Here is a 14,490-nt window from a genome sequence, read left to right as displayed (position 1 = left end):
CCGTATGTGGGTGGCCCTCAGACGGTCACGCGGGTGCCTAGGCACTCGCCGCGGATCGCCTTCGTGACGTTGCCCTCGCCCTCCATGCCGAACACGACCATGTCGAGCCGGTTGTCCTTGCACATGGTCATGGCGGTCTGGTCCATGACCCGGATGTCCCGGCGCAGGGCCTCGTCGTAGGTGAGGTGCTCGAGCTTGACGGCGTCAGGGTCCTTCTTGGGGTCCGCGGTGTACACGCCGTCGACCCCGCTCTTGGCCATGAGCACCTCGTCCGCGTGGACCTCGAGGGCCCGCTGCGCGGCGACGGTGTCGGTCGAGAAGTAGGGCAGGCCGGCCCCGGCGCCGAAGATCACGACCCGGCCCTTCTCCATGTGCCGGATCGCGCGGCGCGGAATGTACGCCTCGGCGACCTGGCCCATGGTGATGGCGCTCTGCACGCGGGTCTCGACGCCAGCCTGCTCGAGGAAGTCCTGGAGCGCGAGGCAGTTCATGACCGTGCCGAGCATCCCCATGTAGTCCGCGCGCGAGCGGTCCATCCCGGAGAGGGAGAGCTCGGCGCCGCGGAAGAAGTTGCCGCCGCCCACGACGATGGCGATCTCCACCTCGTCCACTGCGGCGGCGATCTGCTCGGCCACTCCCCGCACGGTGGCAGGGTCGACGCCGAGCTTGCCGCCGCCGAACACCTCCCCGGAGAGCTTGAGCAGGACGCGGCGGCGGTGGGGCTGCGGGTCGTCGACGGGCGAGGCAGCCGCGGCCGTCTCGGCCAGGGGTTCGTCGGCGGTGGAGGGGATAGCGGGGTCGGCGGTCGTTACGGATTCCATGGATGTGTCCCCTCGTGTGGAGCGTCTGGGCTGGAGCCTGCGTCTAGAGTAGCGGCACTTGCCGGGGGCCTGCGCGGCGGCGGCCACAGCAAAGGGGCGGCCACCGAAGTGGCCGCCCCTCTGGTGTGCGCGCTACGCGCCGACGCGGAAGCGGGCGAACGCGGTCGCCTCGACGCCGGCCTCGGACAGCACCTGTCCGACGGACTTCTTGGCGTCCTTGGCGAACGCCTGGTCGACGAGAACCTCGCCCTTGTAGAAGCCGGTCACGCGGCCTTCCACGATCTTCGGCAGGGCAGCCTCCGGCTTGCCCTCGGCCTTGGCGGTCTCCTCGGCGATGCGGCGCTCGGACTCGACGAGGTCGGCCGGGACGTCCTCGCGGCGGAGGTAGTTCGGGGCCATCGCGGCCACGTGCACGGCGACGTCATGCGCGGCAGCGTCGGCGGCCTCGCCCTCGCCGTTCACGGCCAGGAGGACGCCGACCTGGGCCGGGAGGTCCTTGGACGTCTTGTGGAGGTAGGCGTCGACCGTCGCGCCCTCGACACGGGCGATGCGGCGGACGGCGACCTTCTCGCCGAGGACCGCGCCCTCTTCGACGACGTACTCGCTCAGCGGCTTGCCGTCGACGTCCGCGGCCAGGAGGGCCTCGAGGTCGGCAGCGCCCGAGGCGACGGCAGTGGCGAGCACCTTGTCGGCGAGCTCGATGAACTTGGCGGACTTGGCCACGAAGTCGGTCTCGCAGTTGACCTCGACCATGACGCCGACGCCGTTCTCGACCTTGGCGGCCACGAGGCCCTCGGCGGTGGAGCGGCCCTCGCGCTTGGTGGCGCCCTTGAGGCCCTTGATGCGGATGATCTCGACGGCCTTCTCGGCGTCGCCGTTGGCCTCGTCAAGAGCCTTCTTGACGTCCATCATGCCGGCGCCGGTGCGCTCGCGCAGGGCCTTGATGTCAGCGGCGGTGTAGTTCGCCATATGAACCCCTCGTCTCGTATGTTCTGCAGGTCTTTCCGCCAGCAGGATGGCCGCCTCGTGGGGCGGCCATCCTGCCGGCGGCCCTCCGGTCCTTCACGGCACGCGGAGAGGGTCTTGGTCGAGTTAGTTCGTGCCCTCGGCAGACTGCTCGGCAGGCTGCTCGGCGGCGGCCGGAGCCTCGGCCGGGGCCTCGGCCGGGGCCTCGGCGGCGACCGGAGCCTCTGCGGCGGCCGGGGCCTCGGCGGGAGCCTCCGCCTTCTCGCCCTCGAGGAGCTCGCGCTCCCACTCGGCGAGCGGCTCGGCCTGCGCGCCCTCGGACCCGGAACCGCGGTTCTGGCGGGCGATGAGGCCCTCGGCCACGGCGTCGGCCACGACGCGCGTGAGGAGGTTCACGGAGCGGATCGCGTCGTCGTTGCCCGGGATCGGGAAGTCGACCTCGTCGGGATCGCAGTTCGTGTCGAGGATGGCCACCACCGGGATGCCGAGCTTCTTGGCCTCGTCGACCGCGAGGTGCTCCTTCTTCGTGTCCACGATCCAGAGGAGGGACGGAGTGCGGGAGAGGTTGCGGATGCCGCCGAGGGTCTTCTCGAGCTTGTCCTTCTCGCGCTGGAGGATGAGGAGCTCCTTCTTGGTGTGGCCCGAACCGGCCACGTCCTCGAAGTCGATCTCCTCAAGCTCCTTGAGGCGCTGGATGCGCTTGGCAACCGTGGAGAAGTTGGTGAGCATGCCGCCCAGCCAGCGCTGGTTGACGTACGGCTGGCCGACGCGGGTGGCCTGCTCGGCGATGGCCTCCTGGGCCTGCTTCTTGGTGCCGACGAAGAGCACGGTGCCGCCGTGGGCGACCGTGGCCTTGACGAACTCGAAGGCGCGGTCGATGAACGACAGCGACTGCTGGAGGTCGATGATGTAGATGCCGTTGCGCTCGGTGAGGATGAAGCGCTTCATCTTCGGGTTCCAACGGCGGGTCTGGTGGCCGAAGTGGACACCGCTGTCGAGCAGCTGGCGCATGGTAACGACGGGCATGCCGACGCTCCTTCCGGCAGGTCTTTCTCCGAGGGCGACCCTTGGTCGGCCCTTGCCCCTGCCATAGTTGACGGTTACTGACGACGACGGCCGGGTGGCCGTCCGTCCCTGGCATCCCCTCCCCGCCCTACCGCAGTCGCGGACCGATGGGCTGGCAGTGCCGTTCTCCCGGCATGCGCCGGCCGGGGCCGGGCGATGAGGGAGACGAGGCGCTGGATGCGCGGAGTCGGCCTCCTCCCCCGCGGACCGGGCCGGGTGGCAGAGCACTGAATCCGGCACAGCGAAGCGGGCTCGAAAGCCGCGGTTCCCAGTGTACTACAGCGCGACACGCCCGGGGGCGGCGCCTGGGCCTCCTCGGCACCTCCAGCCCCCGGGGGACATTGCCCACCCGCCGGCCGGTCTGCGGCCGGTCGTCCACATAGGCGTCCTGCGCCCTGCCGGGCCCGCACCGCCTCCGGCATCCTGAGGCCATGGACACTGCCCACCGGCCAGCCCGCCCGCCCGTAGCCGTCCGCCTGGCGGCGGCTCTGGCCCTCGTGGCGGCGCTGCTCGCGCCGCTGGGCCCGGCGACGGCCGCGGCGCTCCCGCCCCTCGCAGGGCCGGCCGCGGAGGCAGGCTGGACGTGGCCGCTCGAGCCGCGGCCCGCCGTCGCCCGCCCCTTCGATCCGCCCGCCCGCCCGTGGCTGTCGGGCCACCGCGGCGTCGACCTGGCGGCGGCGCCCGGCATGCCGGTCAGGGCGCCGCAGGCCGGGAGGGTGTCCTTCAGCGGGCGCGTCGTGGACCGCCCGGTGGTCACGATCGATCACGGGGGCGGGCTCCGCAGCAGCTTCGAGCCCGTCGAGGCCACCGTTCCGGTCGGCTCGGCCGTGGCCCGGGGCGAGGAGTTCGGGGTGCTGTCGGCCTCCGGGGCGGTCCATTGCGCCGACGGCGCCTGCCTGCACTGGGGCGTGCGCCGCGGGGACGACTACGTCGACCCGCTCGCCTTCATCGAGGACCGGCGCCCCTCGGTGCTCCTTCCGTGGGAGGGCCCGCCCTGAGCGGCGCCGGGCGTGGGCGCCGCGTTGTCGGTCAGACGATCGCCGAGATGCCGGTGATGGCGCGCCCGGTGACGAGGGTGTTGATCTCGTGGGTGCCCTCGTAGGAGTAGATGGCCTCGGCGTCGGCGAACACCTTGGCCATGCCGAAGTCGCTCACGATCCCGTTGCCGCCGAGCAGGCTGCGGCCGATCGCGACGCTCTCGCGCATCCGTGCGGTAGTGAAGGCCTTGGCGAGGGCGGACTGCTCATCGCGGGCCTGCCCCGCGTCCTCGAGCTGTGCGAGCCGGACCATCATGCCCAGCGAGCTCACCACGTTGCCGAGGATGGTCACGAGCTGGTCCTGGACGAGCTGGAAGGAGGCGATGGGGCGGCCGAACTGCTCGCGCTCGACTGCGTACCGCCGTGCCACGTCGAAGGCCGCAAGCTGCTGGCCCACCGCCTGCCAGGCGACCGCGAGCCGCGTGACCTTGAGGACCTTGTTCGTGTCCCGGAAACTGTTGGCGTGGGCGAGCTTGAACTCGGCCGGGACGCGGACGTCGTCGAGGGTGATGTCGGCGTTCTGTACGGTGCGCAGCGCGATCTTATTCTCGATCTTGGTGGCCCGGTAGCCGGGCAGCGCCGTGTCGACGAGGAATCCCTTGACCTGGTTGTCCGCCACGTCGCGGGCGAAGACGACGACCCAGTCCGAGAAGGTCGCGTTGCCGATCCAGCGCTTGGCCCCGTTGAGGACCCACTCGTCGCCCTCCCGGCGGGCGGTCGTGCGGGTGCCCCCGGCCACGTCGGAGCCCCCGAGGGGCTCAGTGAGCGCGAAGGCCCCGATCTTCTCGAGCGAGTAGGCCTCCGGAAGCCACTTCGCCTTCTGCTCCTCGGAGGCGAGGAGCTCGAGCGAGCCCGTGAAGAGGCCGTCGTGCACTCCCATGAACGTGGCGATCGACGCGTCGGCCCGGGTGAACTCGGCATGGAGGAGTCCGGCCAGGAGACTCGAGTGGCCCTGCCTGCGGATGGGGCTCATGACGTCGAGCTCCGCCAGGCGGGGGACGAGCTCGTGCGGGAACTCGGCGCGGTTCCAGCAGTCGACCGCGATCGGTGCCACCTCGCGGCCCAGCCACTCGCGCACCTCGTGGAGGCGGTCGCGCTCCTTGTCCGCCAGCAGGGCCTCAAAGGAGTAGAAGTCGCCGTCGGCGTAGGGAAGGTCGGCCGCGCTGCGGTGCTGGGACATGGGGTCTCCCGGTCATGGTGCTACTGATGGGTAACTACTGGTCAGTAACATACGCTGCCCTGCCCGGTTTCCACAACCGCCCGGACGGCCGGTGAGACGGCAGGTCACAGAGCGGCCGGGACGACGAAGGCCCGGAACCATGGCTGGCCCCGGGCCCTGCGGGTAGGGCGTGTGGGACTTGAACCCACGACCAAGGGATTATGAGTCCCCTGCTCTAACCGGCTGAGCTAACGCCCCCCGTCCCGCGCGGGCGGGACCATCTCATCCTAGTGGCACCGCCGCGCCGGGCTACGCGCGGGCCAGGTCTCCCCCTAGGTCCGTGCCGCGGTAGAGGGCCTCGAACGTGTCCAGGGTCGCCTTGATGCCGTGCTTCTGCACCATGCGGTGGCTCTCGGCCCCCATGCGGGCCAGCTCCTGCTCCGACTGGCTCAGGACGGCGGTGATCTTCGCGGCAAGATCGTCACTGTCGTTGGGCCTGAAGAGGTAGCCGTTCTCGCCGTCGGCCACGAGGTGCGGCAGGGCCATCGCGTCGGCGAGGACCACGGGGGTGGAGGCGCTCATCGCCTCGAGCGTGACGAGGGACTGGAGCTCGGCGGTGCCGGGCATGCAGAAGAGGTCGGCGCGCAGGTACGCGAGCCGCAGCTCATCGTCGGGGGCGAGCCCCAGGAAGCGCACGCGGTCGCGGACGCCGAGGCTGTCCACCAGCTTCTCGAGGGAGGGGCGCACCTCTCCCCCGCCGACGATCTCGAGGTGCACGTCGAGCTCGGCAGGGGTCTTGGCGATGGCCTTGATCAGCACGTCGACGTGCTTCTCCTCGGCCAGTCGGCCGGCGAACAGCACGGTCGGGTACTGGTTCTTCTGGACGGTCTCGTCGGGCCGCGGCTCATAGGCCGCAATGTCGATGCCGTTGGAGAGCGGGAGGACGTCGGTTAGGAACGCGTGGTCGTGCATCGCCTGCGCCGCGAGCGGCGTGGGGGTCGTGACGACGTCGGCCTGGCCCATGACCTTGCCCATGTCCTTCCACGACTGGCGGCCGACAATGTCGATGAACCACTGCGGGAAGGGCAGGAAGGGGTTGAGGTTCTCCGGCATGAAGTGGTTCGTCGCCACGACGCGGATGCCGCGCCGGACCGCCTCGTACAGGACGTGCTCGCCGATCATGTAGTGGCTCTGGATGTGCACGACGTCCGGCTGGACGTGGTCGAAGAGGAGCGCGATCTCCTTCTTCACCTCCCAGGGGAACACGATGCGCCAGTACTCGTGGGTGGGCACCGAGTGGGAGCGGAGGCGGTGCACGGTGGCCTCGGGCCGCACCTCGGTGAAGCTCTTGCCCCTGTCGGAACGCACCGCGGCAACGTGGACGTGGTGCCCGCGAGCGGTCATGCCCTTGGCGAGGCGGTAGCCGAACTGGGCTGCGCCGTTGACGTGCGGCGGGTAGGTGTCGGCGCCGATGAGGATCGTCAGCGGCTTGCTGGTCAGGTCCGTGTCGGAGTCAGGCAGTGTCACGAGGGCTCTCCTGGTCGGGCGGGCCGGCTGTTCCGGCTCCGCTGTGCCGGTGGCGGGTGGGCATCAGCCGGCGTGGGAACGTGCATCGGGCCCGGATCCTCCCCGGAGCTCGCGGGCGGCGTCCTTCCTCCGCTTCGCGACCTCGGGGTGGTGCCGGGACAGGGCAATGACCCCCACGATAGCAACGAGGGCGGCCACGACCATGGACAACGCGAGCACTGGCGGCACATCGGGACGCAGCTCACCGAGGATGGTGATGCCTATCGCGATGCCCACGATCGGATCGATGACCGTCAGGCCCGCGATGACGAGGTCCGGAGGCCCGGAGGAGTAGGCGTTCTGGACGAACCACGAGCCGAGTCCGCCGGCCGCGGCGATCGCGACCACGGAGTACCACTGGACGTTGAGCAGGAATTGGCCGTTGGCTGCCAGGAGGTCGCGGCCGATGATGCGGGTCAGGACGGCGACGAAACCGAACAGCACGCCGGCGCCGAGGATGTAGACGAAGGCACCGAGCCGGTGGCGGAACATCGCGGCGAGGGAGCCGAAGACCCCCACCGCGAGGGCGAGCAGGAGGACGATCGTGAGTTCGGCGTCTGGGCCGACGTGGTGGTTCTCGACGGTCGCGTTCACGGCGAGGAGGACGAACAGCGCCGAGCCGGTGACGCAGGAGCTGATCGCGACGACGGTCGGCCGGTTGATCGTGATGCCCTGGTCCTTCGAGTTCACCACCGTCGTGATCACAAGCGCGATGGCACCGATCGGCTGGATGACGGTCAGCGGGGCCGAGACGAGGGCGACCATGTTGCACAGCATTCCCGCCCCGAGCAGCGCGAGCCCGAGGACCCAGCGCGGGTTCCTCACCAGGCGGACGAATCCCCGCGAGCTGAGCGCCAGGCCGCCCATGTCGGCCTTGACGGCGCTCCCCTGGCGCTGGGCGCCGATCGCGAGGAAGAAGGCGCCCAGCACGGCGAGGACCACGGCGAACCACACCATCAGCAGCCAGCCTCCCTGCTGCCGTCCCCGAGCCGGCCCTTCCGGACCGGCCGCCCCTTGGCGACGATCGCGCGGAAGTAGTTCACCGCCGCGACCCAGTGCCCGAGCAGGCCGAGCACGAGGAAGGCCCACGCCGCAGCCGAGTAGAGGGAGGCGCCCGGCAGGGCGAGCTTGGAGAGGACGAGGAGCGGGGTTCCCACGAGGAGCAGGGCGGTGCGGACCTTGCCGACCCTGGAGACCGGGAGGTCCGGGTGGCTGTGGAAGTAGAAGAGCGAAGCGATGCCGAGGGCGACGTCCGGCACCAGGAGCGCGGCGAGGTACCACCACTGCACGACATCGGCGAGCACGAGGGTGAGCGCGACGGCCAGGAGCGCAAGGCGGTCCGCGGCGGGATCGAGGACCCGGCCGAGGGCCGAGGTCTGGCCGAGCCGCCGCGCGACGTACCCGTCGACCCAGTCAGTGCTGCCCATGACGGCGAGCACCACGACCGACCATCCGTACTCCCGAGGTCCGAGGACGAGCCACATGAACAGTGGCACGCCGAGGAACCGCAGGATGGTGATGACATTCGGCAGGGTCAGGACGGCATCCGTCTCGGTCTGTCCGCGCCCGGGACGCGCGCCGGCGTCGAAGAGCCTCACGGGGACCGCTCCGCCCACTCATGGCCCCGCATCGCTCGCGTTCCCCCCACGGCCGACGTACTGCCGTGCACTCGAGGTCCCCCGGCCGATCAGCTCTTGACCAGCTTGCGCAGGAACACGACGAAGGCGGTCGCCGACACGGTGAAGACGGTCAGGGGTGCCCAGCGCTCCCGGATCATCTCGGCGGCCTCGGCACCGCGGCGCGCCGCGTCCTCGTTGTGCTGGCCGGCCGCGCCCGGGGTGGACGGCGCGCCCTTCGCAGAGGGGCGGCGTCCTGCTGCACCGGCCAGGGCCGAGCGCACGTCCTCGGCGAGGTAGCCTGCCTGGCGCTTGACGTCCATTTCGGCGACGAGCCCTTCGCGGACGTCGAGGAGGTGCTCGCGGCGCTTCTCCAGGCGCTCGCGCAGCTCTGCCTCGGTGGGAGTCGGCAGCTTGACCTTGCCGTGGGCCCGGTCCTGCGCCTCCTTCTCCAGCCGCTGCCGCGCCTTCTCGGCCTCCTTGGTGGCCTGGGCGCGCTTGTACTGGATCGTGGAGGGGTCGAGCAGACGCGGGTCGAAGCTGCGGCCCTCGGTCACGATTCCGAGGTCGTACCGCAGGCCGCGGATGGCGTCGGCCGGGACAAGGGGCATGGCCTTCTTCACCCAGCGGAGCCCGATGAGCGCAGCGATCGCAAGGATCACGAGGAAGGCCGCACTGACCAGGAGTGCCGCGAGCCATCCCGGCATCACGGTGGCGAGGCCCAGGATCGCGGCCACGACGAGCGCGATCACGAGGAGCCCGAGGAACACGAGCGCCACACCGAACAGGCCGGCACCGATGCCGGCCTGCTTCCCCCTCTGCTTCATTTCGATCTTCGCTAGCGTCAGCTCATCGTTCAGCTGGCGCGGTGCGAGCCGTGCGGCCTGGCCTGCGAGGTCCGGCAGAGCCGCCAGTTTCGGCCGCCGATCATCCGGCATGCTGTGGCGTCCACTCATCGTCGTCGGGTTCCTTCCAGTCGGTCCGGAACGCGCGAGGCGCAATCCGTGACCAAACTACCACCCGGGGCCGCGCGGGGCCCGACGCCGCGCAGCCAGCCTCAGCCTGGGGAGCTCCCGGTCCCGAGCGCCCCGAAGGCGGCCTCGACCTGCAGGAACTGTTCGGCGGCGTGGACCGCGGCGTCGAAGGCGTCGGTGTCCGTGGCCGAGCCGCGGGGGCCGCGTGGGAGCCACTCGTGGCGCTCGGTCCGGATGGTCTCGAATCCCTCGCGGGGCGGCGCGTAGTAGATGGCGAAGCGCTGGACGGGCCAGCCGGCCGGGGTCTCGGGAGCGACGAGGACGGCGGACCTCAGGGCGAAGTTGACCCACTGGGCGATGGGCCTGCGGTGGTCCCGCATCAGCAGCCCATCGTTGAATCCGGCGGCGGACCCCTCGCCGTACACGCTCTCGAAGCGGGCACGCCACACGGTCAGGAGGGGACCCTCGTAGCGGGTCCACCCTGCCGGGAGGGAGGCCGACGGTTCGGGCATACGTTCATGATAGAGGCCGCGGGCGGCGCTGCACCGGCCTTCCGGCCGGTGGCGCACACCATGGCTCCCCCGACTGGACTCGAACCAGTAACCCTTCGATTAACAGTCGAATGCTCTGCCAATTGAGCTACGGGGGAATGGCTGCAAGTGGCTCCCCCGACTGGACTCGAACCAGTAACCCTTCGATTAACAGTCGAATGCTCTGCCAATTGAGCTACGGGGGATTGCAGCGGGTTCTACCCTATCAGGGCGCGCGCCTCCCGCGAAATCGGCGCCCGGGCCCGTCGCGGCGCACCGTCGGGACGATCAGTCGGGCGAACGGAGCGCCCTGCGGCGGAGCTCGAGGTCCAGCAGGGCCCGGTTGAGCCGCTGGAACTCCTCAGGAGGGCTGTCCGGGCCGAGCCGCTGCAGCTGCCCCATCATCTCCGCCTTCTGGGCGGTGATCTGGAGCTCGGCGAGTCCGGCGAGGATGTCCCGGCAGTACCTCTCGAGCGACTCCTCGGTCGTGGCCGGGAGCGGGGTCACCGCGAGTTCGGCCATGAGGGGGCGCAGGGCCTCGGGCAGCTCGTGGCGTACCCGTTCGATCCAGGCCGCGGCCGCCTCCTGGGGCGCGGCGCGTCCCGCGGCGACGATAGCGGCGTGGAGGGCCGCGTGGGCGGGCGCGGCGAACCGTGCGGCCGAGAACTCGGCCCAGGCCGAGTCGGCGAGCATCTGGGGCTGCTGGAGCACGACCTCGAGCGCCTGGCGTTCCATGATCGCGACCGGGTCGCGCGGGTCCGGACGCCACGCGGCAGGCGAGAAGGACGCGGGGGCCGGGCCGTCGCCGTCGTGCGCGGGGCCCTCCTGCTGAGGGGAGCCGTGGCGCGGTGCGGTGGGCGGCGCGCCCCGCCGCGCGGCCGACTGCACCGCACGGGAGACGTCCTCGAGGGGGACCCCGAGCCACTTCGCGAGCTCGCGGGTGTAGGCGGGACGGATCGCGGGGTCGCGGATCTGGGCGACGACGGGGGCGGCCTCCCGAAGGGCTGACACCCTGCCCTCGACCGAGTCGAGGTTGTGCTTGCGCAGCGTCGCCTGGATCGCGAACTCGAAGAGCGGGCGCCGGGTCCCGATGAGCTGGACCACCGCCGCGTCGCCGCGGTGCTGCCGCAGCTCGCACGGGTCCATGCCGCTCGGCTCGACGGCAACGTAGGTCTGGGCGACGAAGCGCTGGTCCTCGTCGAAGGCCTTGAGCGCCGCCTTCTGGCCTGCCGCGTCGCCGTCGAACGTGAAGACGACCTCTCCCCCGGTCCCGTCGTCCGAGAGGAGGCGGCGCGCGATCTTGATGTGCTCTGCGCCGAACGCCGTGCCGCAGCTCGCGACCGCAGTGTCGACCCCGGCCAGATGGCATGCCATGACGTCGGTGTAGCCCTCCACGACGACCAGCTGTCGCTTCTTGGCGATGTTGCGCTTGGCGAGGTCGATCCCGTAGAGGACCTGGGACTTCTTGTAGAGCGTCGTCTCGGGGGTGTTGAGGTACTTGGGTCCCTGGTCGTCGTCGAAGAGGCGGCGGGCGCCGAACCCGATCACGTCCCCGGTGATGTCGCGGATGGGCCAGATGAGGCGGCCGCGGAAGCGGTCGTAGAGCCCCCGGTTGCCCTCGGAGAACATGCCCGTCAGCTTGAGCTCGTCGTCGCGGAAGCCCTTGGACCGCAGGTGCTTCAGGAGGGCGTCCCACCCCTGGGGGGCGAAGCCGACACCGAACTGCTCTGCGACGTTGCGCTCGAAGCCGCGCTCGAACAGGAACTGCCGTCCGGCGGCCGCCGCTGGCGTCAGCAGCTGTGCCTGGAAGAATTCGGCGGCGATCTTGTGGGCGTCGAGGAGCCGCTGCCGCCGCCCGACCTCCTCGCGCCGGGGGCCTGCGCCCTCTTCGTAGTGCAGCTCGTAGCCGACGCGCGCAGCGAGCTTCTCGACGGTCTCGGCGAAGGCGGTGTGGTCCATCTTCATCAGGAAGCTGATCACGTCGCCGCTCTCACCGCAGCCGAAGCAGTGGTAGGTGCCCACTTGCGGGCGGACGTGGAAGGAGGGGCTGCGCTCGTCATGGAAGGGGCACAGGCCCTTCCACGAGCCGATGCCTGCTCCCTTGAGCGTCACGTAGCCGTCGACGATCTCCCTGATGTCCGTGCGGGCGCGGACTTCCGCGATGTCCTCGGGTTTGATCAGGCCAGCCACGGATCTACCTTAGCCACTGCCGCCGTCAGTCCTTGCCCGGCTCCTTCGGGGCTCACCACAGGCTCGGCAGGCTCCCCACAAGCCGCTCGTACCAGGCCAGGGCCGAGCCGTCCGTGAGGGAGGCGACCTGGTCCACGACGACGCGCAGGCGGGCGGCGTCGTCCTCGGCTGCACGCCAGTCCGCTGCGAACATCGGCTCGAGATGCCGCTCGCCGGTGGCGCTCAGGGCCGTGACGAGGGCGTGCAGGACCTCGCGCTGGCGCTCGTAGATGGGCTGGCGGTGGTCCGTGGTCATGACGAACGTGGTAGCGAGCCCCTTCATGACCGCGATCTCCAGGACCGTCTCCTCCGGGACCATGACCTCGCCGCCGTACCGCGTGAGCGGCGCCGACCCGTAGGCTGCCCTGGTCAGCGAGAGCGCGCTGTCGCAGAACCGCCCGATCAGCTGGCTCGTCATGTTCTTCAGGGCCGCCATGGACCTGCGCGAGCCGTCCGCCTCGCGCACCCACACGGGGGTCGCCTCGAGCCGGGCGAGCGCCGCGTCGATGGCGCCGGCGTCGCTGTGCGGCAGGTACCACTGCTGGGTGTAGCCGATGACCCTCGCGCGGTGGTCCGGGTTCTCCATCCACCGCAGCTGGAACTTGCCTGCCACGATCGCGTCCTCGACGTCGTGGACCGAGTACGCGATGTCGTCGGAGAGGTCCATGACCTGGGCTTCGATGCACGACCGCCCGGCGGGGGCGCCCTCCCTGATCCAGGAGAAGATCGGGAGGTCGTCCTCGTACGCGCCGAACTTGCTGGTGCGGTGGCCGTGGACCAGCGGCGCATCGACGGCGGTCCACGGGTACTTGCACGCCGCGTCCAGGCTCGCGCGCGTCAGGTTCAGCCCGGCGGGCCGACCTGCGGCGTCGAGGACCTTCGGCTCGAGCCGCGTCAGAAGGCGGAGGGTCTGGGCGTTGCCCTCGAAGCCGCCGATGGCGTGGGCGATGTCGTTCAGGGCGCTCTCGCCGTTGTGGCCGAACGGAGGGTGGCCGAGGTCGTGGCTCAGGCAGGCCGCGTCAACGACGTCCGGATCGCACCCGAGGACCCGTCCGAGCTCGCGGCCGACCTGGGCGACCTCGAGCGAATGGGTCAGCCTGGTGCGGACGAAGTCATCGGTGTCCGGCGCGACCACCTGCGTCTTCGCGCCGAGCCGGCGCAGGGCGGACGAGTGGAGGACGCGGGCCCTGTCCCGCTCGAAGTCGCTGCGGTAGGACTTCTTGGTCGGCTCCTCGACCCAGCGCTGCGTGTCCTGGGATGCATAGCCGCGGGTGCCCTCGGCGACTGCCTCAGCCACCGGACACGTCCAGCTCTGCGGCGGCGATGTCGCGGGTCTGGTCGCTGTCCATGGTCCGGCTCTCGAGCCAGCGGTCCGGGAGGGCGGGCCGCTTCGGCGACCCCGCCCGGCCCCGCGGGCCCTCGGCGTCGGCGCCGGGGTAGGGCGCGTCCGCGTCGAGCGTGCCCAGAAGGCCGCGGAGTTCCTCGAGCGTGTTCACCTGCGCGAGGCGGGCCCGCAGCTCCCCTCCCACCGCGTAGCCCTTGAAGTACCAGGCGACGTGCTTGCGGATGTCCCGCAGTGCCTTGCCCTCGTCCTCGAAGTACTCGACCAGGAGCTGCGCGTGGCGGAAGAACGCCTCGCCGACCTCCGCGAGGCCGGGCTGGATGCGGTCCGCGCGGCCTTCGAAGGCCGCCTGCAGGTCGCCGAAGAGCCACGGCCGGCCCTGGCATCCGCGTCCGACGACGACGCCGTCGACCCCCGTCTCGCGCACCATGCGCACCGCGTCCTCGGCGCTCCAGATGTCGCCGTTGCCGAGGACCGGGACGTCTGGGAGGGCCTCCCGCAGCCGGGCGATGGCGCTCCAGTCCGCCGTCCCCGAGTAGAACTGGGCCGCTGTGCGCCCGTGCAGCGCCACCGCCGCGACGCCGGCATCCCGCGCGATCCGGCCGGCCTCGAGGTACGTCAGGTGGTCCTCGTCGATGCCCTTGCGCATCTTCACGGTCAGCGGCAGTCCGCCCTGGTCGGCCTCGCGGACCGCGGTGGTGACGATCTGCGTGAACAGGTCCGTCTTCCAGGGCAGGGCCGAGCCTCCACCGCGCTTGGTGACCTTGGGGACCGGGCAGCCGAAGTTGAGGTCGATGTGGTCCGCCAGGTCTTCCTCGACGAGCATGCGGACCGCCTGGCCCACGGTGACTGGATCCACCCCGTAGAGCTGCACGGAGCGGACCGTCTCGTCGTCATCGTGCCGGATCATCCGCAGGGACTCGGGATGCCGCTCGACGAGTGCCCGCGACGTGACCATCTCGGCGACGTACAGGCCCCCGCCGAACTCGCGGCACAGGCGCCGGAAGGCCGTGTTCGTGATGCCGGCCATCGGCGCGAGCACCACGGGGGTGTCGACGGTGAGCCGCCCCAGGTGCAAGGGCGGCAGCTCGAGGCGCACCGGTTCGGCGGGGGCGCCCGTGGGGGCTCCTGGGAGGACGGTTGGCACAGCAGTCACCCCTCCATTGTGTCAAAGCGATGCAAAAC

General features: G+C 70.8%; 13 protein-coding genes and 3 tRNA genes. 1 reads left to right on the top strand and 15 read right to left on the bottom strand.

Going from position 1 to position 14,490, the window contains the following annotated elements; all coding sequences use genetic code 11:
• Nucleotides 1-17: 17 nt before the first annotated feature.
• The 3 genes from pyrH to rpsB all read right to left on the bottom strand — a co-directional run bounded on the left by pyrH (nucleotide 18) and on the right by rpsB (nucleotide 2,813).
• The gene (pyrH, locus tag J2W21_RS04805) at nucleotides 18-821 is read right to left on the bottom strand and encodes a UMP kinase (RefSeq protein ID WP_307113364.1); all 804 of its coding nucleotides are present in this window, start codon (nucleotides 819-821) and stop codon (nucleotides 18-20) included.
• Between the two features lie 132 nt (nucleotides 822-953).
• Nucleotides 954-1,790, bottom strand: a complete 837-nt coding sequence (gene tsf, locus J2W21_RS04800) for a translation elongation factor Ts (RefSeq protein WP_307113363.1) — start codon at nucleotides 1,788-1,790, stop codon at nucleotides 954-956.
• A 123-nt stretch (nucleotides 1,791-1,913) separates the two neighbouring features.
• Entirely contained in the window at nucleotides 1,914-2,813 is a 900-nt protein-coding gene (gene rpsB, locus J2W21_RS04795) for a 30S ribosomal protein S2 (RefSeq protein WP_307113362.1), read from the bottom strand.
• Nucleotides 2,814-3,283: 470 nt separating this feature from the next.
• Here rpsB and J2W21_RS04790 point away from each other — a divergent pair, with 470 nt between their 5' ends.
• Nucleotides 3,284-3,850 (top strand): M23 family metallopeptidase, encoded by a 567-nt coding sequence (locus J2W21_RS04790; RefSeq protein ID WP_307113361.1) that lies wholly within the window; start codon nucleotides 3,284-3,286, stop codon nucleotides 3,848-3,850.
• A 31-nt stretch (nucleotides 3,851-3,881) separates the two neighbouring features.
• Here J2W21_RS04790 and J2W21_RS04785 read toward each other — a convergent pair whose 3' ends face one another.
• The 12 genes from J2W21_RS04785 to dusB all read right to left on the bottom strand — a co-directional run bounded on the left by J2W21_RS04785 (nucleotide 3,882) and on the right by dusB (nucleotide 14,461).
• Entirely contained in the window at nucleotides 3,882-5,069 is a 1,188-nt protein-coding gene (locus tag J2W21_RS04785; protein WP_307113360.1) for an acyl-CoA dehydrogenase family protein, read from the bottom strand.
• 163 nt (nucleotides 5,070-5,232) lie between these two features.
• A tRNA-Ile gene (locus J2W21_RS04780) sits at nucleotides 5,233-5,306 on the bottom strand.
• Between the two features lie 51 nt (nucleotides 5,307-5,357).
• Nucleotides 5,358-6,575: a glycosyltransferase gene (locus J2W21_RS04775; protein WP_307113359.1), complete on the bottom strand. Its 1,218-nt coding sequence runs from the start codon at nucleotides 6,573-6,575 to the stop codon at nucleotides 5,358-5,360.
• 63 nt (nucleotides 6,576-6,638) lie between these two features.
• Nucleotides 6,639-7,571 carry a DMT family transporter gene (locus J2W21_RS04770; RefSeq protein ID WP_307113358.1) on the bottom strand — a complete coding sequence of 311 codons (933 nt, stop codon included), beginning with the start codon at nucleotides 7,569-7,571 and terminating at the stop codon, nucleotides 6,639-6,641.
• The gene (locus tag J2W21_RS04765; protein ID WP_307113357.1) at nucleotides 7,571-8,212 is read right to left on the bottom strand and encodes a CDP-alcohol phosphatidyltransferase family protein; all 642 of its coding nucleotides are present in this window, start codon (nucleotides 8,210-8,212) and stop codon (nucleotides 7,571-7,573) included. The genes J2W21_RS04770 and J2W21_RS04765 overlap by 1 nt, the downstream gene beginning before the upstream one ends.
• 89 nt (nucleotides 8,213-8,301) lie before the next feature.
• Nucleotides 8,302-9,168, bottom strand: a complete 867-nt coding sequence (locus J2W21_RS04760) for a phage holin family protein (protein ID WP_307113496.1) — start codon at nucleotides 9,166-9,168, stop codon at nucleotides 8,302-8,304.
• Between the two features lie 119 nt (nucleotides 9,169-9,287).
• Nucleotides 9,288-9,716, bottom strand: coding sequence for a hypothetical protein (locus J2W21_RS04755; RefSeq protein ID WP_307113356.1), 429 nt, complete (start codon nucleotides 9,714-9,716; stop codon nucleotides 9,288-9,290).
• Between the two features lie 61 nt (nucleotides 9,717-9,777).
• Nucleotides 9,778-9,853: transfer RNA gene (locus tag J2W21_RS04750), tRNA-Asn, on the bottom strand.
• A gap of 11 nt (nucleotides 9,854-9,864) precedes the next feature.
• A tRNA-Asn gene (locus J2W21_RS04745) sits at nucleotides 9,865-9,940 on the bottom strand.
• 82 nt (nucleotides 9,941-10,022) lie between these two features.
• On the bottom strand, nucleotides 10,023-11,924 hold the full coding sequence (gene dnaG / locus J2W21_RS04740; protein WP_307113355.1) for a DNA primase: 1,902 nt from the start codon (nucleotides 11,922-11,924) through the stop codon (nucleotides 10,023-10,025).
• 52 nt (nucleotides 11,925-11,976) lie between these two features.
• Nucleotides 11,977-13,260: a deoxyguanosinetriphosphate triphosphohydrolase gene (locus tag J2W21_RS04735; protein WP_307113354.1), complete on the bottom strand. Its 1,284-nt coding sequence runs from the start codon at nucleotides 13,258-13,260 to the stop codon at nucleotides 11,977-11,979.
• Entirely contained in the window at nucleotides 13,253-14,461 is a 1,209-nt protein-coding gene (dusB, locus tag J2W21_RS04730; RefSeq protein ID WP_373423061.1) for a tRNA dihydrouridine synthase DusB, read from the bottom strand. Before dusB ends, J2W21_RS04735 begins: the two co-directional genes overlap by 8 nt.
• Between the last annotated feature and the right edge of the window lie 29 nt (nucleotides 14,462-14,490).

Source organism: Sinomonas atrocyanea (genome assembly GCF_030811715.1).
In the GTDB taxonomy this organism is placed as follows: domain Bacteria; phylum Actinomycetota; class Actinomycetes; order Actinomycetales; family Micrococcaceae; genus Sinomonas; species Sinomonas atrocyanea_A.
This window is presented reverse-complemented; position numbering and strand designations above follow the sequence as displayed.